15 protein-coding genes are annotated in these 23545 nt (G+C 52.6%); 10 read left to right on the top strand and 5 right to left on the bottom strand.

Annotation, left to right across the window (positions count from 1 at the left end; all coding sequences use genetic code 11):
- Positions 1–352: 352 nt before the first annotated feature.
- The 5 genes from Q7C21_RS03875 (at position 353) to Q7C21_RS03855 (ending at position 10044) form a co-directional block, all read left to right on the top strand.
- On the top strand, positions 353–1282 hold the full coding sequence (locus Q7C21_RS03875) for a RepB family plasmid replication initiator protein (protein ID WP_003855845.1): 930 nt from the start codon (positions 353–355) through the stop codon (positions 1280–1282).
- 1615 nt (positions 1283–2897) lie between these two features.
- Positions 2898–4097 (top strand): AAA family ATPase, encoded by a 1200-nt coding sequence (locus Q7C21_RS03870; RefSeq protein WP_003855844.1) that lies wholly within the window; start codon positions 2898–2900, stop codon positions 4095–4097.
- A gap of 7 nt (positions 4098–4104) precedes the next feature.
- Positions 4105–5076, top strand: coding sequence for a ParB family protein (locus Q7C21_RS03865; RefSeq protein WP_375150413.1), 972 nt, complete (start codon positions 4105–4107; stop codon positions 5074–5076).
- Positions 5077–6764: 1688 nt separating this feature from the next.
- Positions 6765–8216, top strand: a complete 1452-nt coding sequence (locus tag Q7C21_RS03860) for a sugar porter family MFS transporter (RefSeq protein ID WP_003848221.1) — start codon at positions 6765–6767, stop codon at positions 8214–8216.
- 328 nt (positions 8217–8544) lie between these two features.
- Positions 8545–10044, top strand: a complete 1500-nt coding sequence (locus tag Q7C21_RS03855) for an alpha/beta hydrolase (protein ID WP_375150412.1) — start codon at positions 8545–8547, stop codon at positions 10042–10044.
- A 39-nt stretch (positions 10045–10083) separates the two neighbouring features.
- Here Q7C21_RS03855 and Q7C21_RS03850 read toward each other — a convergent pair whose 3' ends face one another.
- Positions 10084–10938, bottom strand: coding sequence for an aldo/keto reductase family oxidoreductase (locus tag Q7C21_RS03850; RefSeq protein WP_008924462.1), 855 nt, complete (start codon positions 10936–10938; stop codon positions 10084–10086).
- 95 nt (positions 10939–11033) lie between these two features.
- On the opposite strand from Q7C21_RS03850, the gene Q7C21_RS03845 reads away from it, so the two are divergent.
- Positions 11034–11993: a LysR family transcriptional regulator gene (locus Q7C21_RS03845; RefSeq protein WP_003848227.1), complete on the top strand. Its 960-nt coding sequence runs from the start codon at positions 11034–11036 to the stop codon at positions 11991–11993.
- Here the strand turns inward: Q7C21_RS03845 and Q7C21_RS03840 are convergent.
- Together Q7C21_RS03840 and Q7C21_RS03835 are read right to left on the bottom strand one after the other, a co-directional pair.
- Positions 11945–16477 (bottom strand): ATP-dependent helicase, encoded by a 4533-nt coding sequence (locus Q7C21_RS03840; RefSeq protein ID WP_375150475.1) that lies wholly within the window; start codon positions 16475–16477, stop codon positions 11945–11947. The genes Q7C21_RS03845 and Q7C21_RS03840 overlap by 49 nt on opposite strands.
- A 103-nt stretch (positions 16478–16580) precedes the next feature.
- Positions 16581–17774 carry an MFS transporter gene (locus Q7C21_RS03835; protein WP_003848230.1) on the bottom strand — a complete coding sequence of 398 codons (1194 nt, stop codon included), beginning with the start codon at positions 17772–17774 and terminating at the stop codon, positions 16581–16583.
- Positions 17775–18062: 288 nt separating this feature from the next.
- Between Q7C21_RS03835 and Q7C21_RS03830 the strand changes: the two genes are divergently transcribed.
- Positions 18063–18455 carry a VOC family protein gene (locus Q7C21_RS03830; protein WP_003848232.1) on the top strand — a complete coding sequence of 131 codons (393 nt, stop codon included), beginning with the start codon at positions 18063–18065 and terminating at the stop codon, positions 18453–18455.
- 50 nt (positions 18456–18505) lie between these two features.
- Here the strand turns inward: Q7C21_RS03830 and Q7C21_RS03825 are convergent, their stop codons facing one another.
- Positions 18506–19123 carry a pyridoxamine 5'-phosphate oxidase family protein gene (locus Q7C21_RS03825; protein ID WP_110411983.1) on the bottom strand — a complete coding sequence of 206 codons (618 nt, stop codon included), beginning with the start codon at positions 19121–19123 and terminating at the stop codon, positions 18506–18508.
- Between the two features lie 245 nt (positions 19124–19368).
- Between Q7C21_RS03825 and Q7C21_RS03820 the strand changes: the two genes are divergently transcribed.
- The 3 genes from Q7C21_RS03820 to Q7C21_RS03810 all read left to right on the top strand — a co-directional run bounded on the left by Q7C21_RS03820 (position 19369) and on the right by Q7C21_RS03810 (position 22660).
- Positions 19369–20922: a methyl-accepting chemotaxis protein gene (locus Q7C21_RS03820; RefSeq protein ID WP_140034261.1), complete on the top strand. Its 1554-nt coding sequence runs from the start codon at positions 19369–19371 to the stop codon at positions 20920–20922.
- Between the two features lie 204 nt (positions 20923–21126).
- Positions 21127–21681: a GNAT family N-acetyltransferase gene (locus Q7C21_RS03815; protein WP_375150411.1), complete on the top strand. Its 555-nt coding sequence runs from the start codon at positions 21127–21129 to the stop codon at positions 21679–21681.
- A gap of 391 nt (positions 21682–22072) precedes the next feature.
- A complete protein-coding gene (locus tag Q7C21_RS03810) occupies positions 22073–22660 on the top strand; it encodes a TetR/AcrR family transcriptional regulator (protein WP_187513378.1) in 588 nt (195 codons plus the stop codon).
- Here the strand turns inward: Q7C21_RS03810 and Q7C21_RS03805 are convergent.
- Positions 22614–23507, bottom strand: a complete 894-nt coding sequence (locus tag Q7C21_RS03805) for a LysR substrate-binding domain-containing protein (protein ID WP_312544429.1) — start codon at positions 23505–23507, stop codon at positions 22614–22616. The two genes, Q7C21_RS03810 and Q7C21_RS03805, sit on opposite strands and share 47 nt — an antisense overlap.
- Positions 23508–23545 lie beyond the last annotated feature (38 nt).

Raw genomic sequence — 23545 nt, 5'->3', positions numbered from 1 at the left:
AATTTGTGGTGCGAAGATTCAGTCAAGTAATCTGCTAATTGCTAACAATCATTTGCTGATAAATAACATGTACGAAGATTACGTTTTGAAGCAGTTTTCCACTTATACAGTGACCAGATCCTAAAAGACGATCCTTAATAGATCATAGAGAGATCCTAAGAGATCCCCGATCGTCGCAGGCCGCGCCCACCAAGGGCTAAAAGGGTGATCGTGTTCACTATAATCAGTAAAGTGTTCACTGTAATCAGTACTTTATTCACTGTACCAGGTAGAATGTTCACTGTAAACAGTGCTAATGTTCACTGTAGTCAGAAAACGATCCCTTTCATCCACAGAATGAAGATCTTACGCCATGGCAGATAAAGACAACGAAAACAAAGCGTTACTAGAACCTTTTCTGTCTGTGACAAAAAACAGTGGTGAAGTTATCCAGCTTCATCCCAACAAGAATAATACCGTTCAGCCCGTCGCATTAATGCGTCTCGGGCTCTTTGTGCCAACGCTGAAATCGACCGCTCGCGGGAAATCCGGGGCGATGGCCTCAACAGATGCGACGAAAGAGCTAAAGAACCTGACGCTGGTGAAAGCGGAGGGTTACGAAAAGATTACCATTACCGGCGCGCGGCTGGATATGGATAACGATTTCAAAACCTGGGCAGGTATTATTCAGTCATTCTCGCGTTATCCGACCAAAGGCGACACGGTCACCCTGCCGTTTATTGATTTTGTGAAGATGTGCGGCATTCCCTCTGCTAACTCTTCTGCTGCGCTACGAAAACGCCTTGATGCCTCGCTACGACGTATTGCGACCAATACCCTCTCCTTTGAAGGCAATGGCAAGGCGTATCATACCCACCTGGTGCAGTCTGCTTATTACGACCGTGAAAAAGATATCGTCCGCATTCAGGCTGATCCTAAGCTGTTCGAACTTTATAATTTCGACCACAAAGTACTGCTTCAGCTCCGGGCCATCTCCCGCCTCAAGCGTAAAGAGTCTGCGCAGGCGCTCTACACCTTCCTGGAGAGTCTGCCGACCAATCCGGCACCCATCTCCCTTGCACGTTTGCGTATGCGTCTTAACCTCGGTTCAAAGACCACTACGCAGAACCACGTGGTAAGGCGCGCGATGGAGCAGCTAAAAGAGATCGGTTATCTGGATTATTCAGAAGTGAAGCGCGGCCGCTCTGTGTTTTTCATTATTCACAGTCGCACGCCTAAGCTTGATGGTATCGGTAATCTGGAGAGCATTGATTCGCTGGATGAGATCGAGTTTGAAGATTAACGCCTGACGTTCACTGTAATCAGCATGCCTGCGTGGCAGTGTCACTTCCTCTGAGCAGGATGACATTGCTTCCCTCACTTCACCCTTCACTGTAATCAGTACTCCTCAGGCATTCACTGTAATCAGTATTGTTCACTGTAATCAGTAAAGGCTATGTGATGACCCGTGCCCCGATGTTAGCCTGCAACTCTCTACTCGTTTATTTATAAGGCCTTTAGAATAAGTGTGTACTTACATACTTTATTGCTAGTATCTGTCTTTGACCTGTTTACTGATTACAGTGAATGTATGGATTCAGGCTAAGGGCACGTCTCTCTTTTACCGATTACAGTAAACGCTACTGATTACAGTGAATGTTAGTACTCTGTTGTGCCACTCAGGCTCATCGCGGGATCGTGCCTCCCAGTCAGTGATGATGGACAGGCCAGGCTGTTGATCAACGTGACACTGTTACTGATTACAGTGAATATATGCAGGCTGGCATCGTCCTCTTTCCTGCGCATTGCTGCCATCCCGTTTGCCATCTGGTCTACTGATTACAGTGAACGTTTATACCTGAAGCCCCATTCAGGGCAGTCCAGGTTGCTATGATTGAGCAGCGACGTCCTGCTGATTACAGTGAACGTTCTACTGAATACAGTGAATCTTTGTTGAGAGAATAGACGAGTTGTTGCGTCGGCTACTGATAACAGTGAATGTTACGTCACAAGAGTCATGCCCTTATTGATGTACAAAAGCAGAGGACCGCCTGCTCCAGGCTTGTCAGTCATAGCGTACACGTTGAAAGTCATAGTTTGTTTGTCACGGCTGGGCACCGGTTGGCGCTGTAAGAACGCGCACTCTCGACTGACTACAGTGAATGTTTGTGAAGTCCTTCCTGTGTCTACTGACTATAGTGAATGTCGTTCGCTTCAGTCAGGATTTACTGATTACAGTGAACGCAGACGAACCCTTATCCTCTTCACCACCGACCTACTCTGGCCTGGAATTTGGCGATGTCTGGCCTTTCATTTGGTCCCAATGCTTTATGACCCACTCACATTTAAATAGCCGGATATTGCTGACTACAGTGAACGTTTATGTCGCCCTACTCTTTCACGCTGACACCTGACAGACGCACCTACTGATTACAGTGAACGTTTTCTTTGGTAAGACTCACACCGGGGCAATGCTACTGATTACAGTGAACGTTTATACAGACAACGTTAAAACTCAGCATAGTGGGTGGCGCAACTGGCTACGTACCCACTAATCTCTTTAAAATACAGCTCATGACTGACTCACAAATCATCTGATATGACGTGGATTTGCTGATTACAGTGAACGCTTAGTGAGTATTGAGAGATACCCTGAACTCGTCTGCTCTCGTTTTGCATCAGGTTTTCGTATTCCACTCCCTGTTTATCTGCTCACTACAGTGAATGATCTGCTGATTACAGTGAATGCTCTGCAAATTTTATCTGCAAAGGCTATTCATACAGAATCAATAATGTGATGAAGCTCACCAAAATCCGTGTACTCACATAAAAACGCATATCATGTTGAGATGATAATTTATTGCCTCACGTGCAGGATTTCTGTATAAAGTCATAAATCCTACATGTTTGGAGCAACCATGGCTAACGATGACAAACAGGTGATGAAAGTTGCACAGCGTTCAGAACGCATGCTTCTTAGCCTTACAGACCAGATTCAGGCGCAGAAGCAGGAACTGCATGAAAATACGTACTATCAGGTCTATGCCAAAGCGGCGTTAGCAAAGTTGCCCAAACTGACCCGTGCCAGCGTCGATTACGCGGTGAATGAAATGGAAGAGAGCGGTTATCAGTTTGATAAACGGGCTGCCGGTTCTTCTGTTAAATATGCCATGTCGATTCAGAATATTATCGATATCTACCATCATCGTGGCGTGCCGAAATACCGGGATCGTCATAGTGATGCTTTCACTATTTTTGTGGGTAATCTCAAGGGCGGCGTTTCCAAAACCGTCTCTACGGTTTCACTGGCCCATGCGCTTCGTGCCCATCCTCATCTCTTATATGAAGATTTACGCATTCTGGTTATTGACCTCGACCCGCAGTCATCGGCAACCATGTTTTTGAATCACGAGCGTTCCGTTGGGCTGGTAGAAGCCACTGCCGCACAGGCGATGTTGCAAAACGTCTCCCGTGATGAACTGGTTAATGAATTTATTGTTCCGTCGATCATCCCTGGCGTGGATGTGCTGCCCGCGTCAATTGATGATGCTTTCATCGCCTCAAGCTGGGACCAGCTTTGTGCTGAGCATCTGCCAGAACAGAACGTCCATGCCGTGCTGTACGACAATGTGATTGCCAAACTTAAAAAAGATTATGACTTCATCTTTATCGACAGCGGCCCACATCTTGATGCTTTCCTGAAAAATGCGATTGCCGCTTCAGATCTCCTGATGACGCCGGTGCCACCCGCTCAGGTTGACTTCCATTCAACATTAAAATACCTGACACGTTTGCCGGAACTGATTGCGATTATCGAAGACTCCGGCGCCACCTGTCGCCTGCAGGGCAACATTGGCTTTATGTCAAAGCTCTCTAATAAAGCTGACCACAAACTCTGCCATAGCCTGGCAAAAGAGATTTTTGGCGGGGATATGCTTGATGCCGCCCTACCCCGCCTAGATGGGTTCGAACGTTGCGGTGAATCGTTTGATACGGTTATCTCAGCCAATCCGTCAACCTATGTCGGTAGCAGCGAAGCGTTGAAGAATGCACGTTCCGCGGCAGAGGATTTTGCAAAAGCCGTCTTCGACCGTATCGAATTTATTCGCCTGAACTGAGGTTTGTATGAGCGCAAAAAGAATTACGATTGGCAGAACCTTCAGCCAGACTCCACTGGAAAATGACACGAATGACAGCCAGCATAACCAGACATTTGTACTGGCAACGGGCAAGCGCGCCCAGTTTCGTTTTGAACGTATTGCGGCAAGTGATGTTGAAAGTAAGACATTCGTCACGATGGAAACGAATGGCCGCGATCAAACAGGACTGACACCTGACTCACTGCGCGACATTATTCGTACCATCAAGCTGCAGCAGTTTTTCCCGGCTATTGGCGTAATGCGTGATGAGCGCATAGAAATCCTTGATGGCTCTCGCAGACGTGCAGCCGCGCTTATCTGTAAAACCGGGCTGGACGTGCTGGTTACTGATGCTGCAATTACGCCGGATGAAGCACGCAGACTGGCACAGGATATTCAGAGTGCTCGCGAACACAATTTGCGTGAAGTGGGAATGCGACTGTTAACGCTTAAAGATGGCGGTCTGTCGCAGAAAGAAATCGCTGAAAACCAGGGCTTATCACAAGCGAAAGTCACACGTGCGCTTCAGGCCGCCAGTGTGCCGTCAGATTTAATTGCACTCTTTCCTAATCAGGCTGAGCTTACCTATCCCGACTACAAAGCACTGCTTCAGGCTGCTGACAAATTGAGTGAGTCCGGACAAAGCACAGATGCCCTGATTAAATCGATCTCGCGAGAAATTGATGTCGTCTGCGCCCGTGACGGGCTGGCTGAGGATGAGCTTAAAAATCACATTCTGCGTTTGATTCGACAGGGAAGTCAGACGCTGATGAAAGAACCGGAAAAAGACAAAACGCAGGCGACTGCGCTATGGTCATTTGCTGATAAAGATCGCTTTGCCCGTAAAAAGGTACGCGGTCGTATGTTTAGTTATGAATTTAACCGGCAATCAAAAGAGTTGCAGGAAGAGCTTGATAAAGTCATCGCTGAAACGCTCAAGAAATACCTTAACCGTTGAATCAACCTCACACCAATCAGCCAGCGCTTAACGCTGGCTTTTTTATTGGGCCTGAGAGCAATTAAAGGGGATGCAGAATCATGAATTTCAGGCTGAAATCGCCAGCCCGGAGCAAGGTGGTTCTTGTTTAAGCTTATGATTATTATTGGTTTTATAGAGTTTTCCCAGTCTTGCTGGCGCCTGAAATCGCCATATTATGTTGTCATGTAGTCAGAGCTGAAAATTATGAGTTAGCCGGCTGGAATACAATGAATGACAAAAGCGAATTTAATCTGATACAACAATAATCAACTTGCATCGATGTCAGCCTTCACTGAAAAAATAGTGTTAATGCAAGCACGTATTTTTCTGCTGGTTCATTAGTAACCAGTAACCTGAGATTTAACTTCTCCATAACTCGCTCCCTGAGGATAATGCGTAGCTCCCTCTGCGAAACTTTTGTCTGCAAAAGCCTCCGCCAGTATAATGTTCTATTAAATCATTGTTTTTAAATGTAAATTGCAGTTAATTTCAGCCTGAAATCGCCACTTGGTTAATGGCTATTCTTTGTTGAAACTGCACATGCCTGGAAAAATGAGAGCCTCTATGAATCTCACATTACGGTCAGAGAGGTCATGGATAGTGCATGAAAAAAGATACTCATAAAATATCCCTCACTTATCCACAGAAAAAGTGGATAACTTTTTTCTCGTAACAAACTTATTTTCTGAGCAATAGCATGTTCACGGTGTGGATCTCAGCGTAAAGGTATCAGGAATGGGGTTAGAGTAACGAAAGTGTCAGTGTTGAATCACAACCTGAAACCCGTTAAGCATCAGATTCACTATGTTGTGTAGACTCACTGAGCGTCGCCAGCTAAACCCTATGCAGATGTCATTAAGCAGCATGAAGACAAAAACTATAAACAATCGCTGTTTACAGTGAATCTGGCATTACGCCGTTCTCAACGTAACCATCCCCTTTATCAGTGCCAGTTTACCCGCACTATCAGAATCAGGCGGCAGATAAACCCGCTGACCACTGCAATCAGTAAACAGAGTGTTATGCAGCGTTGCACCACAGCGCTTTTTATCATCCTGTGATATTTCATAAAGCAGGCTTTGAAGTGGCGAATAGATCTTAATGCCCGGCATCTCAAAAACATCTGACGTCCATATCCCACCAATATGTCTATTCCTTTACCCGCTTTGAGCTCACCTCGCGACCTTATCCCAGTCAGCAAGCAGTAATCAGCAATCAGCAATCAGCAATCAGGATTGTTGATTTGATTCGCTTGTCGCTAGGGACTTCACCACTGATTAAGCAGCGAACCAGACAACCGTCACGTCTTCAGTAGTGGATGGTTGCCTGAGAATGAGCTGCGCACCGGCACTCAGCAAACAAGAAACGGTATGGTTAGCGCGTTTAATAGAGCTGTGAACACAGACCTGTACTGCTTCACAGCATGGCGAGTCTGTGGCGCATTCCAGTCGGTACGTCAGGGATTCGAAGTCAGAAAAGACGTTCAGGTGGTCACGGTTACTCCAGTCTCTTTCTTTAATTATTTATCTCCCCCTGAAAGGCGTATTGCTAAAGCTAACTTTCAAATACCGTCTACACTTCGTTGCCCAATCGGTAAATATGTTCCATTTCTATTCCGTATGAAATGTAATCAAACGGATGTTTAACTTATTAATGGCAGGAATATTATGAGTACGAATACACCAGACTCTGGTGAAGCAGGCGATCATGCGCCTGCGGATACGGTACGCCAGCGCATTTTTCTCGTGGTGCTGGTCGCCACTATGGGCGCGCTGGCTTTTGGCTATGACACCGGGATTATTTCGGGTGCGTTACCTTATATGAGCTCACCACCCGGTCAGGGCGGCCTGGGACTGAATTCATTCACTGAAGGCCTGGTAGCTTCTTCGCTTGTGTTCGGCGCGGCCATCGGTTCTTTCCTGAGTGGTTTCTTTTCTGATCGTTTTGGCCGCCGTATTACGTTACGCAGCCTTGCAGTCATTTTTGTTCTGGGTTCACTGGGAACGGCGCTGGCGCCCTCGGTGAATATTATGGTGGCGATGCGCTTCCTGCTGGGGATTGCTGTCGGCGGTGGCTCTTCAACTGTACCGGTGTTTATTGCCGAGATTGCCGGACCGCGCCTGCGTGCACCTCTGGTAAGCCGCAATGAGCTGATGATCGTGACCGGACAGCTTATTGCCTATGTCGCCAGTACGCTTCTGAGTTATCTGCTGCATGATGAACATCTGTGGCGTTACATGCTGGCGATTGCGATGGTACCGGGATTCCTGCTGTTCATCGGCACGTTCTTCGTTCCTGCGTCCCCACACTGGCTGGTGGCGGAAGGGCGCTTAAAAGAGGCGAAAAAGATTCTGAAGTATCTGCGTGAAACGCCGCGCGAAGTGCGTCATGAGATGGCGCAGATGAAGAAGCAGGCGAGGGCGGCAGAACGCGGGCCGGATGCGAAAACACTGATCCGTGAGAAGTGGGTTATCCGTCTGATGATTATTGGTGTCGGACTGGGCTTTGTCGCGCAGTTTACTGGCGTCAACGGCTTCATGTACTACACACCGATCATTCTGAAGTCGACTGGTCTGGGGACCAGTGCCTCAATCGCCGCCACCATCGGTAATGGCGTGGTTTCTGTTCTGGCCACGTTTGTCGGTATCTGGGCCATTAGTCGCTTCCCGCGTCGCACCATGCTGATTACGGGTTTATGTCTGGTCATCACGGCACAGATCATGCTGGGCAGCGTGCTGACCTTTATGAGCTCCAGTGTGATGCAGAGCTATCTCGCCCTGGCATGCATTCTGATGTTCCTGTTCTGTATGCAGATGTGCATCTCGCCGGTTTACTGGCTGATGATGTCGGAGCTGTTCCCGATGCAACTGCGTGGCGTATTAACCGGTGGTGCCGTCTCACTACAGTGGATATTTAATGCTGTGGTGGCATTTGGTTTCCCACCTGTTATGGAATATGCAGGCAGCACAACCTTCTTTATCTTTGCTGCAATTAATGTCGGGTCGCTATTCTTTGTGATGGCGATGGTTCCCGAGACGCGCGGCAAGAGCCTTGAAGAGATTGAGTCCCACATGAAAGAGAAGTTCGGTGAAAAGCGCAGAGAGGCTGAAGCGTTATAAGCCCTCAACGGATTCGGCCTGACGGTCGGATCCGGTTTTACGCCGTTACCATTCCCCGCTAATTCATCCCTAATCGCTTCCCTTCATCTCCAGGCCGCCAAAGCATTCACTGTAATCAGCAAATATTCTGTTCTATTTTTATACAGCCCTGGCGATTTCAGGCTGAAATCGCCAGCGTCTCTCTCTGCATTTTTCCGCTAAGTCTTTCTGTAAATCCGGATTAAGCTAGCATGACTACTGACAATGATCGCATCCCACTCTCCGCTATAATCGCAGCTTTTTATTCGCGTGGTGTCATTATGTGTTTTAATTTTTCAGGAAAGGACGTATGAACCGGAAGTGGAAAACGGCTAAACGCAGACTCTGGCGGCTGGGGATAGTGACGGGGCTGGTATTACTGCTACTTCTGATTATCCGCATTTATGAAGCCGAGCGCGGACCGGAGTTAAAGCGCTGGCACACCTGGATTCCCCATGAGCTGACCGCGAGCCAGCTGGATAACGCAACTTATGCTGATTATCTCAATGCCGAAGACCATCTTTTTAATGAGATGAAGCAGCAGGTCAGCAACAAACTTGAAGCTGAAGACAAAACGCCACTTAATCGATATTACGTCGGCAGCATGATCTATCCTGGCCGTTTCGTGCAGGACTGGAATCGTTCTTATATCCTGCGACCAACAGGCACCCCGCGTGGTGCCGTTGTCCTGTTACATGGTCTGACCGACAGTCCCTATAGCCTGCGTCATGTGGCAGACGTTTATTATCAACAGGGTTATGCGGTCGTCGCGATAAGGTTACCGGGTCACGGTACGGTGCCTGCCGGTTTGACGGATGTAGACTGGCAGGACTGGATGGCCGCCACACGTCTCGCAGTGAGAGAAGCGACCCGTCTGGCAGGCACGCAGACGCCGCTGCATCTGGTCGGTTTCTCTAACGGTGGGGCGCTGGCGGTAAAATACGCGCTCGACAGCCTGGATGATCACACACTGCGTCGTCCGCAACAGCTCATACTGTTATCGCCGATGATTGGTGTAACGCGTTTTGCCCGCTTTGCCGGTATTGCCGGGCTGCCCGCTGTATTTCCGGCGTTTTCAAAAACCGCGTGGCTGAACATCGTGCCGGAGTTTAATCCCTTTAAATATAACTCTTTCCCGGTTCACGCTGCCCGTCAGACCTATTTGCTGACGCAGGCGCTGCAGAAAGAGATCCAGCATTACGCACGGAATAAACAGCTGTCTGCCTTCCCGCCGGTACTCACTTTCCAGTCGGTTATGGATTCTACTGTCAGCACATCCTCGGTGATCCGCTCGTTGTACAATTTCCTGCCGGAGAATGGCAGTGAGCTGGTGCTATTCGATATCAATCAGGCGGTCAGCGTCAGTCCGCTATTTCGTCACTCCTCATACACCGCGGTAAATCAGCTTTTGCCCGCTGCCCGTCGCCGTTATGCCTCAACAGTTATCACTAATGCCTCAGCGACGTCGCTGGAAATGGTAACGAAAAGCGTGCCTGCCGGTGAGATTCAGGAACAGATTAAACCGCTGGCAATTGATTATCCGGCAGGTCTCTACTCGCTGTCACATGTTGCCATTCCATTCCCTGCTGAGGATGGTTTATATGGCAGTGCACCCGCTAAGAAGAATGAGTTTGGTATTAGTTTTGGGACGCTGTCACTACGCGGAGAGAGTGCCGTGCTGATTGTCGGGCTGGACTCGATCATGCGTGCTACCTCCAACCCGTTTTACCCTTACATGATTGAACAAATTGATCACCACATCAGTTGCAGCGACAAGCCGCCACTGGCAGCCTGCCTGAGCCATTTCTGAACCACCAGAGAATCAGGCCCGCAAATTGCGGGCCAGACGTTATATCGCGTTCAGCTTTTCCATCACCTCATCTGACAGTTGCAGACTGGCACTGGCGAGGTTTTCTTTAAGGTGTTCCGGCGATGACGTACCCGGAATCAGCAGAATATTGGGCGAGCGCCGCAGTAGCCACGCGAGTGCGACCTGCATCGGCGTAGCCTTCAGGGATACTGCGACCTCATTAAGCCGATCCGATTGCAGCGGGGAGAAACCGCCCAGTGGAAAAAACGGCACGTAAGCGATGCCCTGTTGCGCCAGCTGATCCACCAGTTCATCATCCTGTCGATGCGCGAGGTTATACATATTCTGCACGCAGACAATCGGTGTGATGGCCTGCGCTTCTGCAATTTGTGTGGCAGTGACGTTGCTCAGGCCAATGTGCCGAATCAGTCCCCGAGCCTGTAACGCCAGCAACGCCTCCAGCTGTGGCATCAGGGAGCCCTCTTTAGGTTTAGCCGGATGCAACATACTGCGCAGGTTCACGACCTCAATCACGTCCAGCCCAAGGTTGCGCAGGTTATCTTCCACTGCCTGCGTCAGCGCCTCGGGTTCCATCGCCGCCTGCCAGCCACCTTTCGCATCGCGACGGGCGCCTACTTTGGTGACAATGCAGAGATCCTGAGGATAAGGATAGAGCGCCTTTTTGATTAACTGATTGGTTTCATGCGGCCCGTAAAAGTCGCTGGTGTCGATATGATTGACACCAGCCGCGATAGCGTCGCGCAGAACCTGTATTGCCCTGGCTTCATCTTTCACTGGGCCGAAGACACCTGGCCCGGCTAATTGCATCGCGCCGTAACCAAGACGGTTGACTTCACGATCGCCTAACGGATAAGTCATGGTGGTATTTGACATGAAAACCTCCTGCGTGAATGTAGATCAATTGTAACGGTGATTTAGCTGTGCAACTATCGGGTGAAATCAGGACGGACTGTACGGGGTGGTGCACAATGGCGATCGATATGGCGCTGCTTGATGCTGTAGTCGCGGTAGCAAAAGCAGGAGGATTTCGGGAAGCGGCGCGCGTGACCGGAAGCAATGCCTCACGGCTCAGCGATGCGGTGCGCCGGGCAGAACAGCAACTGGGTATCCGACTGTTTCACCGCACCACCCGCACCGTCGTGTTAACCGAAGCGGGCAGGGCGCTGATGGAACGTCTGCTGCCTGCAATGAACGAAGTTAATGCTGCACTGGATGCGGTCAATCGCTACCGTAATACGCCTGGTGGGACGCTGCGTCTGAATGTCCCGGTTAGTGCCACCCGGCTGATACTGCCCGCGCTGGTACCGGAATTTCTGCAGCGTTATCCTGATATCCGGCTGGAAATCGTTGCGGAAAGCAATGTACAGGATGTTTTTCGTGACGGCTGTGACGCCGGGATTCGCTACGATGAGCGGCTGGAGCAGGATACGGTGGTGATACCCATAGGCCCGCGTCTGCAGCGTTTCGCGCTGGCAGCCTCACCGGCCTATCTTGCTGAATATGGCCGCCCGGAACATCCACGCGATCTTATCCATCATCGCTGTCTGCGGGGTCGCTACGCCAGCGGCATCATGGCGGAGTGGACCTTCAGCCGCGAGGGTGAGGAAATCAGTGTTGAAACCAGCGGGCCGCTGGTGGTCACCGTCGGGGGTGCTATGGATCTGGCGGTAGACGCGGCCATTGCCGGAAGCGGCATAATTTATCTGTTTGATGAGTGGCTCCGTCCAACCCTGGACAGCGGCAAACTGGAACCGCTGCTGCAGTCCTGGTGGCTGACCTTTTCCGGCCCGTGGCTCTACTACAGCGATCGGCGTCTGATTCCGGCGCCGCTTAAGGCTTTCATCGACTTTGTACGCGAAACAAACGAGCGCGAAAAAACTCAGCTATACCAGCTGAAGCCTTGCGGCACGCGTGAAAATCCGGCGTGACGCAGTGCGTTAAGCAGCGATGACTGCATCACCGGTTCCCCATCTACCGTTTCCAGGGTAAAACTCGCCGACTTATCCCGTTTCAGCGCCATGCCCAGCACCGCCACCGCCGTCTGAAGCCGCGCGGGCTCTTCACTGAACGTCAGTAACTCTTTACCTGCTGGGGTCAGATAAAGTATCAGCGCACCGCCTGCGATCACAACCCGGCCACCCTGACGACGGGTCGGGCGAATACCGCTGGCATGGACCGGCCAGCTCAGCATTGCCCCAAACGGATTAGCCGGGTCGAGTGCGCTGAGTGCTACAGCCTCTGTCAGCGTTTCCGGGTTATCTGCCAGCACCCGAAGCCGCTCAATGGTCGGTTGGTCGGCAAACTGCGCACCGCCTGCCCCGGCGACAAACTGACCGCGCAGCAGCCGACCGGCATCTTCCATGCCACGTAAAACCGGCTGCAAAGCCGGAAATCCCCCGGGGATCTGTTCCGATACCGCGCAGCCACGGGTGATCACCCCGTAACGGTCGAGCAGGTTTTCTGCCAGTGACAGGCCAAGCCGGGCAGGCGTAATTTCCTGTCTGCGAATCCGCGACCATCGACCCGCCAGCCTATTAACCGCAGGCCGGCGGGTGGGAAGCGCGCCTGGAGATAAGCGCTGTCCAAATCGGGTGCGCAGAGAACGCGTTGGGCGCGAACGGGTCATGACTGGTGTGGTCAGTAATCCACGTACCGCAATCCAGCTGTCGGAACTGACGTAGCCCTGCCACACCAGCTGCCACAGGGCATCATTGATTTCAGTGGGATGGGTCTCCTCATTTTCCATCTGCGCCATGATCTCATGAACAAACCACGAGCCACCGCGACTTAATGCGTCAATAGTTGCTTGTTGTATCGATGTGAGAGGCTGGGTTGTGTCAATGACCGGCAGCGTTTCATCAGCAAATTCAGTCAGGTGAAACGAGATCAGACCATCACTCTGGCCCAGCGCTTTATGTCCGCACCAGATTACTTCGCCATTGGCTAACAGTTCGTCGAGCATCGCAGGCTGATAGTCGACTATCCGGGCGCGCAAAATTTGTGACTCCCACAACGAGGCAGGCAACGGCACACCCGCCAGTTGCTCGATCACCCGTAATAGCCCGTTGGTGCCCGATAGCTCTTCACGCTGCGCGCTAAGCAAGCCGTGACGCTCCAGCAGCAGACTGCCCCAGGCGGTGGGTGAAACAGGTCGGGTTGCTTCGCGTGCTGACTGCAGTGAACGTAAGCGCAGCCGTTTGAAGATGTCTGAGGAGACCCACTCTGTTTCCGATTTGTCCGCTACTGTGCCCATATTCAGCAGGCTGCCCTGCTGAAGCAGGGTAAACAGCACCTCATTCACTACGGCCACTCCCAGTCCAAAATGTGTAGCCAGCTGTTGAGCGTTAAAGAGCGTATGGGTCCGTGCGTAGCGGTTAATCAGATCGGGTAGTGGAGCAGCTTGTGGCACCAGAAATGTCGCGGGCAGGTCATCAGGCAATACCACGGAAAGCGCATCACGCAGGCGAGCCGCATCTTCAATCACCGCCCAGCGCAGTTCACCCGCGAGGATAACCGGAATGATTCGCCGGGCCGCAGAAAACTGCGCCAGTGCTTCTTTGATCTGCGTATCGTTGCCGCTAAAACGTGCCGCGATATCAGCAAGGGAGAGAGGACCGAGGTCGCGGAGCAGGTCGATGAGGCTTTCGGCATGCTGCGCGTGATAGCGGGTGTCAAGACGCTGCAATTCCTTTTCAACCTGTTCAACAACGTCTGGTGCCAGTAAATCACGCTTGCTGGTCTGGCCAAGCAGTTCACCCAGTAGATTACTGTCCAGCGCCAGCAATGACGCGCGCCGTTCTGCCTGAGGTGCATCGCTGGCATAGATAAACTCGGCGACATAGCCGAAAAGCAGTGGCGCAGCGAAAGGGGAGGGGTGTTCGGTCGTCACCTCTACCATTTTTATCTGGTCCAGAGCCAGCTTTTCCATGAGCTGGTGCAATGCAGGCAGATCGTAGACATCCTGCAGGCATTCGCGGGCGGTTTCGATCAGGATCGGGAAGTCGTCAAACTGACGGGCGACTTCCAGCAACTGACCTGCACGCAACCGCTGCTGCCAGAGCGGCGAACGCTTGCCCGGATTACGCCTCGGCAGCAACAGCGCGCGTGAGGCACATTCCCGGAAGCGGGCGGCAAACAGCGCCGACTGGCCGACACTCTGAGTGACCTCCTGAGTAAGCGAGTCGGCATCGAACCGGAACAGGTCAGCGGCGGGTAAATGCCCCTCACTGGCAGGAAAGCGGGCTACAATGCCGTCATCGCTGGCCGCAACAGAGGCATCGATACCCATACGTTGCTGGATACGAGCAGCAATCGCCAGCGCCCAGGGCGCATTAACCCGTTTTCCCCACGGCGAATGCAGGATGACCCGCCAGTCGCCGATTTCATCACGGCAGCGTTCTATCAGCAACGTGCGATCATCCGGTAAGACACCGGTAGCCGCGCGCTGTTCAGCCAGTAAAGTCAGCAGATTCGTTACTGCACGGGCATCGAGTCCCAGCGCGTGAAGCTGTTGCTGTGCATCGTCCGGTGATGCCGCGTTTAGCTGACGCAAAAACATTCCCAGACTTGCCCCCGAATCCGCCGAGCGACCCACGCCTTCTCCTCTCCAGAAGGGCAGACGAGCGGGACGACCAGGTGCGGGCACTACCTGCACCTGATCATGGGTAATCTTCTGGATTCGCCATGACGTCGCGCCCAGGGTAATGATGTCGTTGACCCGCGACTCATAAACCATCTCTTCATCCAGTTCGCCAACCCGGCGGGATCCCGCCTGTTCTTCACCTTCTGGCAGAATGACGCTGAACATCCCGCGATCGGGAATGGTGCCGCCGCTGGTTACGGCCAGATGCTGCGCGCCAGGTCGTGCCGTGAGCATTCCACTCAGGCGATCCCATACCAGTTGCGGGCGCAGCTGAGCAAAGGCATCTGATGGAAATTTGCCCGCCAGCATATCGAGAGTGGCATCAAAGAGACGTCGTGACAGCGTGCGGAACGGATCAGCACGGCAGACCTGCGCATACCATTCGTCGGCCTGCAGGGGATCCATAGCGACAGCGGCCAGCGTCTGCTGCGCCAGGATATCGAGCGGGTTACGCGGCGGCGCCAGCGCATCAAGCTGACCCGCCCGCATCGACTCTATTATGACGGCGGAATCCAGCAGATCGCGTCGTGTGCGCGGAAACAGAATGCCGGTTGATACGCCGCCTACCTGATGTCCGGCGCGACCCACACGCTGCAGTGCACTGGCCACTGACAAAGGTGAGCCCACCTGGACTACCAGATCCACCGGCCCCATATCGATGCCAAGTTCCAGGCTAGACGTCGCCACCACGCAGCGCAGTCTGCCCTGTTTCAGCGCGGCTTCAATCTCGCCTCGCTGTTCTTTGGAGACAGAACCATGGTGCGAGCGGGCAATTAGATCGTTGTCATTTGTGCGCTCTGCATCCTGAACCTCAGCAGTTGCCTGCTGCGCCAGATAGCGCGCATTGAGCCGTGCAGTCAGTTTCTCTGCCAGCCCTCGCGAATTCACGAATACCAGCGTAGCGCGATGGGCCATGACCTGCTGCAGAATGCGCGCTTCAATGTGCGGCCAGATCGATCCGCTGGCAGAGGTGACGTCATCTGTCAGGTTATCAGCGCTGGCAATGTCAGTCATATCCTCAACCGGCACCTCAATCGTCAGATGCAGCGTGCGATTGGCCGCTGGGTTTACCACCTGCACTGGCTGACAGCCGCCCAGGAAGGCCGCGACCCGTTCCACCGGCCGCACGGTGGCGGACAGGCCAACGCGCTGGGCGGGCTTCGGCAACAGCGCATCCAGCCGTTCAAGGCTCAGTGCCAGCTGAGAACCGCGCTTTGATCCCGCGACTGCATGCACCTCATCGACTATTACCGTGGTCACGCCCTTCAGTGTCGTGCGCGCTTTTGACGTCAGCATCAGAAACAGCGATTCAGGTGTGGTGATCAGGATATCAGGCGGGCGACGCAATAATCTGGCGCGCTCAGCGCTGGGCGTATCGCCCGACCGCATGCCAATATTCAGTGTGATCTCGGGCTCATTCAGTGCCTGCCGCTCGGCGTAAACGCCTGCCAGCGGCAGATTCAGATTGCGCTGCACGTCGGCGGCCAGCGCTTTAACCGGAGAGATATAGAGTATGCGGGTAGTGGTTTCACGCGTGGGTGCTGGCTGGCTGGTTCTGACCTGAAACAGCGTGTCGATGGCGGTGAGGAAAGCCGCCAGTGTTTTTCCTGAGCCGGTAGGCGCGATGACCAGTGCATGTTCACCACGGGCAATCGCCTGCCAGGCCGCCTGCTGTACCGGTGTCGGCGCAGCAAACGCCCCTGAAAACCAGCGTCGGGTGGCGGGAGAAAACCTGGCTAAAACGGTATCTGATTGGGATTTCGACATCATACTCACGGTATTACGCAACCACTGCGCCTGAAATTTATCCGTTGAGTGTAAGTGAAAATCACGGTTTCAGGACGACAAGGCAGACATCTTACCGCCGCGGGCGTCAGGAACTGGCCGCGCCGGCCGGATCGCGACCTCTGACAGCCAGCAGCGACACCAGCGCCAGCACAATAATCGTCATGCCATAGCACCATGCGGTCTGATTCAAGCCGATATGGGGTGCAGCAATGCCTGCGGCAATAGCAGGCAGGGCAAAGGCAAGATAGCTTTTTATTAAAAAGGCGGCGAACAGCCCGGCACGCTCATGGCTTTCGGCTAACGGCATAATGATCTTCAGCACACTGGCGAAAATCGATCCAAAACCCTGACCCGCAATGGCGGTGCCCGCATAAAGCCAGACCACGCTATGCAGAGAAAGGCCCGTCAGGGTTACGCTGACACCCGCCATCAGCATCACTGTACCAATGACTAAAGCTCGTGCGGCGGGTAAAAGACGAAAAATGAACACCGCAGCCGTCGCGCTCAGCATCAATGTCGCCACAATCGAGCCACCAATAAACGGCGATGTCAGGCCTGTTGCGTTCGCGACCATCGTGGGCATCAGTGACAGATAAAATCCGCCCAGCATCCAGGTCGCAATGTTAACCGGCGTCACTTTTAGCAACGGCCCCAGCGCGCGTCGCGGAATGCTGACCTGAGGGCGCAGTGCGGCCAGGACGCCAGGCTGGGGTGCAATCGTTTCAGGTATCAGCGGTAACAGTGCAATTGCGGCCAGCATCAGTAATAGCAGCAGCGCATAGAGCGTCACGGTAGGATAGGGCGCAAAAGTGACCAGGATTCCCCCTGCAAGCGTGCCCAGCGTCATTCCCAGAAAGGCGGTAATTGAGTTCAGAAGTGGACCGCGGGTTTTACTGGCGTCAATCAGGCTGGCTCCAAAGGTCGGCAAGGCGATACCGGTAGCAAAGCCCTGCACCAGCCGGGCAGCAATTAAGGTTGTGGCAGAGCTGGCAGTCATGAAGATCACTAGCGCAACCGCATTGATCCCCAGCGCCATCAGCATTAGCGGACGGCGGCCGGTAAAGTCTGACACTTTACCCACCGTCAGTAGCGCTGCCAGCAACGCGAAAGCATAAGCGCCAAATATCAGCGTCAGCATGGTCGGCGTGAGGTCAAACAGGCTGCGATAAAGCGGGTAAAGTGGCGTTGGCGCACTGCTGGTGGCTGAAATCAATGCCGCACCGGTAAAACTAAAAAGCGTGGTCCGGGTTGCGGCCTGAGGTGTCAATGCAGGATTCATGGAAATCACCTTAATGCAAAATATTAGCTTTTGCTAAGGTATACGACTACCCGCGTCTTAATGCAATATCTTTGCTTTAACGATTCCTGCGATCGTTACCAGGGTGTGCGTGTGTGCTTTTGAGGAAGAGGACGTGTTGAGAGCGCACATTGTATTGCCAGCAGCAATATAGAGTCGAAAAATCCAGTTTCATGACGCTCATCAATGAGTCATTTTTTGTTTTGCGAGTTGTTTTACAACAACATTTAGTCGAGTCTTTCTGCGAATAATAATCAGGGAGTCAGAGTAATGAAAATAGCTGAGATCGACCATATTCATCTTTACGTTGAAAATATTGAGCAGGCAGAGACGTGGTATAACAAGATCCTGGGCTTTTCCCGCGACAATGCACTTTATTTCTGGTTCGAACAGGGTGGACCGCTGGTTATAAGGAATAACCGGGCATCACTCTCTCTTTTTCTCAGAAGCACTCAGCTACCCGGTCACACCGTGGCCTTTGGCGTGGCAGCATCCTCATTTAGCGAACTCATCCCTGTTCTCAGAGACAATAAGATCCCATTCACCGTCAGTGACCACGCTGTGTCGATGTCCGTCTATTTTAGCGATCCCAGTGATAATAAAATTGAAATCACCTCATACGACTACGTTGATGCAAAGCAGATCCTTGAGGACCTGGTATGACGCCATCGCTGCCTGGCTTACTGACAGGATCTACTGATCCTGAACAGCATTCAATAAAGTGTGTTCTTCAGGCGTTCAGGCAGTGCTTTGTCGTAGGCATCGCCATCAATTTCTGCAATCTGTTTAAGGATTGAGCCGGTGCTGGGCAGTGACTGGCGGGATATTTGCGTTTCGGCATCCCATAATCCGGAGCGGATAATCGCCCGGCTACACTGAAAGAAAACACTCTGCACGCTAATGCGTAACACCGTTTTGGGGCGCTGGTTGTTGACGGCGAAGCGCTCAAGTAGCGCCGGATCGGTGCTGATCACCGCCGTGCCGTTAATACGTAATGTCTCACCAATACCAGGAATCAGAAAAAGCAACGCGACCCGATTGTCATGCAGAATATTACGCAGGCTGTCGATGCGGTTGTTGCCGCGCCTGTCGGGTAACAGCAGGGTTTTTTCATCGTCGATTTCAATAAATCCTGCCGGATCGCCGCGGGGAGAAACATCCAGACCCTCCGGCCCGGACGTTGCCAGCGCGACAAAAGGCGAGGCAGCAATAAAAGGCCGATAGGCGGGGTGAATATGATCGGTCACCTTAGCAATTGAGGGCCTGGCAACCGACCCATAAAGATGCTCAAGTTCAGTCAGTTCAGTGATGATGTTGTGCTGCTCAGCCATTTTCATCGTCCTTTCATTGATAAATTTCCAGAATACTCACGACGATACGACACAGATCTTAAGCATGAAGCTAACGTCTGAAACGCGTCACAGAGTCCGGTTATCGCCGAGGAATAATAAACCGATACGTGCCGTAGTGTCAGCGACGAAATAATTTAATACTGGTCGTGTCTACATGTTTTCCCTTCTCTGCCGATACCAGGAATACATTACAACCTTATTACAACCGTTCATGAGACTCGCCAGTGAAAATTTCAACTCGACTGTATACCGGCTTTGGCCTGCTCATTTTGCTGTTTATTCTTTGCAGCGGAATTGCGTTACATGCCCTCAGCAGTGCCCGTAATGGCATGAATGATGTGGTCAATGTAAAGATGAAACGCTATCAGATGGTACTCGACATGCGCGGCAGCTTGCGTGACATGGGCATTGCGGTGCGCAACATGGCGCTACTGAACGATACCAAAGCAATGGAGCCGGAATGGAAACGGTTACTGGCCCAAAAGGCAATTTATATCACTAACCGTGAGAAGCTGGCCCGCATGATGGATGATGCGACTCCCGCTGCGCGCCAGGCTTTCGATAAAAGTCTCTCTGCCGAAAAAGCGACACTCGACTCACTTGAGCAGGCTGGCCGGTTGGGGCTGGAGAATAAGTCGCAGGAAGCTACTGCCTATCTTCTGACGGTGACACGCCCCGCACAGCGTACTCTGCTTGATGCACTTAATACCCTTTCAACGATCCAGAGTGATGAGGGGCAGAAAGCGGTGGTAATGAGCAGCGACTCCTCGGCGCGTACCGGCTTCACGCTGATGGTTCTGGCGGGCATTTCCATCCTGCTGGCTCTGGCGACCTGTCTGTTCACTGTCCGCACGCTCATGCGTCAACTGGGCGGTGAACCCGCTCAGGCTCAGGTGCTTGCTGCCGCTATCGCCTCTGGCGATCTTACGACGACGGTGGCATTGCGTCGCGGTGATACCCAAAGCCTGCTGGCTTCACTGGATAGTATGCAGACCAATCTGCGTGAACTGGTCTCCCGCATCAAAGAATCTGCAGGCTCTGTTGCGCTGGCGGCGGATGAGATTTCCCGTGGCAATAGCGAGTTGTCTTCGCGCACTGAAGAGCAGGCGGCGGCATTGCAGGAAACGGCTGCCAGCATGGAGCAGCTTACCGCCACGGTGAAGAGTAATACGCTGGGTGCACAGCAGACAGCAGGCTCGGCCCGTGAAACCGCATCACTGGCACGCAGCGGTGAAAATGATGTTCATCAGATGTCCGAGACCATGAATGGTATCTCACTCAGTGCTGCAAAAATTCGCGATATCACCAGCGTAATCGAAGGTATCGCTTTCCAGACTAACATCCTGGCACTGAACGCGGCCGTTGAAGCCGCAAGGGCGGGAGAAGATGGACGTGGATTTGCGGTTGTGGCGGGTGAAGTCCGTTCCCTTGCGCAGCGAAGCGCGACCGCAGCACGGGATATCAAATCACTGATTGAGCAGACTGTTGGTCAGGTAGAGCAGGGCGTCTCGGTGGCAGCCGGAACCGGCCAGAGCATTCTGAAGATTGTCGGCATGGTAAGTGAACTGGCTGAAGCGATGGATAATATTTCCCTCTCCTCATCTGAGCAAATGCAGGGCATTTCTCAGGTCAGCATCGCCGTGAGTCAGATGGATGGCGTGACGCAAAATAACGCCGCGCTGGTGGAAGAGTCTTCGTCAGCGTCTCAATCGCTCTCTGAACAGGCCCATGCGCTGCGTGGCATGGTCGATTCGTTTCGTGTTCACAGTGCAGCTTAATTGTCAGGCGTAACAAATAAACGGACGCGAGCAACAGGCGCGTCCTTTTTTTTATCGCAGATTAACGGCCTCGATCCAGCGTGCTCGCCTCAGTCGGGCCACAACTCAGCGTGTTTATCGGGCACAGAAGCGTCGTAAAAGTTGGTCTCAGAAAGGGCTGATGCTATAAAAGGGTATCTGATCAGTACCTAAAAGGAGCGCAGGATGGTCTGGGAATCAGAGCGATTACTTTACAGATTTACCCTACGTGAGGATCTTGACGACCTCTTCAGAATCTATGGTGACCCTGAAACGCATAGGTTTAATCCACGAGGTCCCTGGCCTGACAGGGAATATGCTGTGCAGACTATGGAGCGTATACAGGAGAGTTATCGGGACCAGGGTTTTGGCGACTGGACGATATTCGAAAAAGCGCATCCGGAAAAAATCATTGGTTTTGGTGGGGTATTCCGAAGCCAGTTCGATGGCCGTCAGACCAATAATCTCGGATACCGGTTTGAGCCCGCGGCCTGGGGAAAAGGGTATGCCACAGAGCTTTCCCGCAGAGCTATTCGTTATGGCTTCGAGGAAGCCGGACTCAGCATTATCACCGGTGTAACGCGCGAAAACCACCTGGCTTCACAGCGGGTGTTGGAGAAAGCGGGCTTAACCTTTTTGAAAAGAGTCGAGGATGCAGAGGGCTTGCCTGCCAGCCTGATGTATACCCTCAGCCGATCCGACTGGATTGCGGCGGGCAACACTGTCGCCAAACCTATCTGATTCTTCTTTATATCACCGGGCGTGGTCAAATCTGCGCCATCTTTTCGTATCTGGCGTCTTTAAAGCACCGCTAATCCCGCGATTGACTCTCCGCAGCATGAATTATTTTATTCACCTTATTCCGGGGAGGATTTATGGATATTCGAACAATTTTTATTTCAGCGGTAATGGCAGTCGGTCTTTTATGGATAGGAGCATCGGATAATTCATCGTCCCATCTCAATACAGAACCGGTCAGTTCAGTCCTGAGTAAAATTCAGCCCTGATAAGACCTCGCCTGATAGCACACTTTAACGCCTGTTCAGCCTGAGATGCGGTACACTGTCAATTTCCGTTAACGCAATTTTGTTGCTTTAACTGTGACGTTATCACTGACAAAAGCGGGAGAAAGATGGCACGGGAAATGATTCGTCAGGGTGGGCGCAGCGCACGTATTCAGGCAGAGGTGCATAACACCGTCAATCGATTGCTGGAAACCGTTGACCGTTCGGCTATTACCGTTCCGATGATCGCCGAACAGGCAGGCGTAACGCCCTCTACAATTTATCGACGCTGGGGTGATCTGGCCCAGTTGCTGGCAGATGTCGCAGTAGCGCGGATGCGGCCAATCGCCGAACCGGAAGATACAGGATCGATGATCAGCGACCTTACTTTGTTCCTCCAGCAATACGCTGAAGAGATGTCGTCTAAAGTCGGTCGTGAACTGCTAGCCGATGTGATCGGCAGTCATGCTGAAGAAGCCAGCCAGAAGTGCTGTGGATTCACCTATCAGCATCTGGAAACTTTGAACATCCGCGCACGTGAACGTGGCGAACCCGGCTTTGATGTTGATCGCATGGTTGATGTGGCCGTGGCTCCCGTTATGTTCCACATTCTGTTCGGTGATCGCGATATTTCATCAGCCTACTGTTCTTCGCTGATTCAGCGGGCATTTAGTCAGGCCTCTGGCGCTGAACAAAGGGCAGGGCAGCTTCCGTGATGAGATGCTCCAGCAGCATACGCGCCGAATCGTTGCCCTGATCTGAGCGGGCCAGCGCGATTCCCAGATAGCCGGGTTGTGGCAACCGGTCTGACTCCGTCACCAGCTTTTCTGGCATACCTGCACGGGTGCGCAGGGTTATACCCAGCCCGGCCTGAACTGCCGCCCAGATCCCGCTAAGACTGTGACTGGTGAACACGATCCGCCAAGGAATGCCTGCCTTATCCAGTGCCTGGGTGGCGCGCGTTCGCATCACACAGGGCGCATCAAATGCCACCAGCGGCAGCGCTTCGCCGCGCCACAGAAACCCTGCCAGATCAAATGCCGGATGCTGAATCCAGGCTAACGGACATTGACCAATCAACTGTGTGCCAGTCTGCTGCTCCGCCTGCCAGAGCAGCGCCAAATCCAGCTCATGACGCGCCAGCGCCGTGTGTAGCGGCTGATTTCTGTCGACGCGAGCGGTCAGCCTCACTTCCGGATGCTGGCGATTAAATGCGCCGAGAATGGCAGGCATCAACGCCTCGCCAAAATCCTCCTGCATGCCAATACGTATTTCACCCTGTAACGCCTCGCCCTTCACCGCCCGCAATGCCTCATCGTTCAGTGACAGCAGCCGTCTGGCGTAACTCATAAGCTGTTCACCACTTCGTGTCAGTTGGAGATGCCGCCCTTTTTTCAGCACCAGTGCCGTGCCGCATTGCTGCTCCAGTTTCTTGAGTTGCGCACTGACAGCCGACGTTGATCGACAGAGATGCTGTGCTGCCAGCGCGAAGCTGCCAGCATCTATTCCAGCAACGAAACTGCGCAGCGCATCCATATCCAGTGACTCTGGTAGTTTATTCATTATCGTCCTGTAAACGCGGATGGTAAATGCTGATTAAT

This window comes from Pantoea sp. ANP04 (assembly GCF_041982285.1).
Lineage (GTDB): Bacteria > Pseudomonadota > Gammaproteobacteria > Enterobacterales > Enterobacteriaceae > Pantoea > Pantoea eucalypti.
Note: the sequence above shows the minus strand (reverse complement) of the source record. Positions and strands in the feature narration are given on the sequence as shown.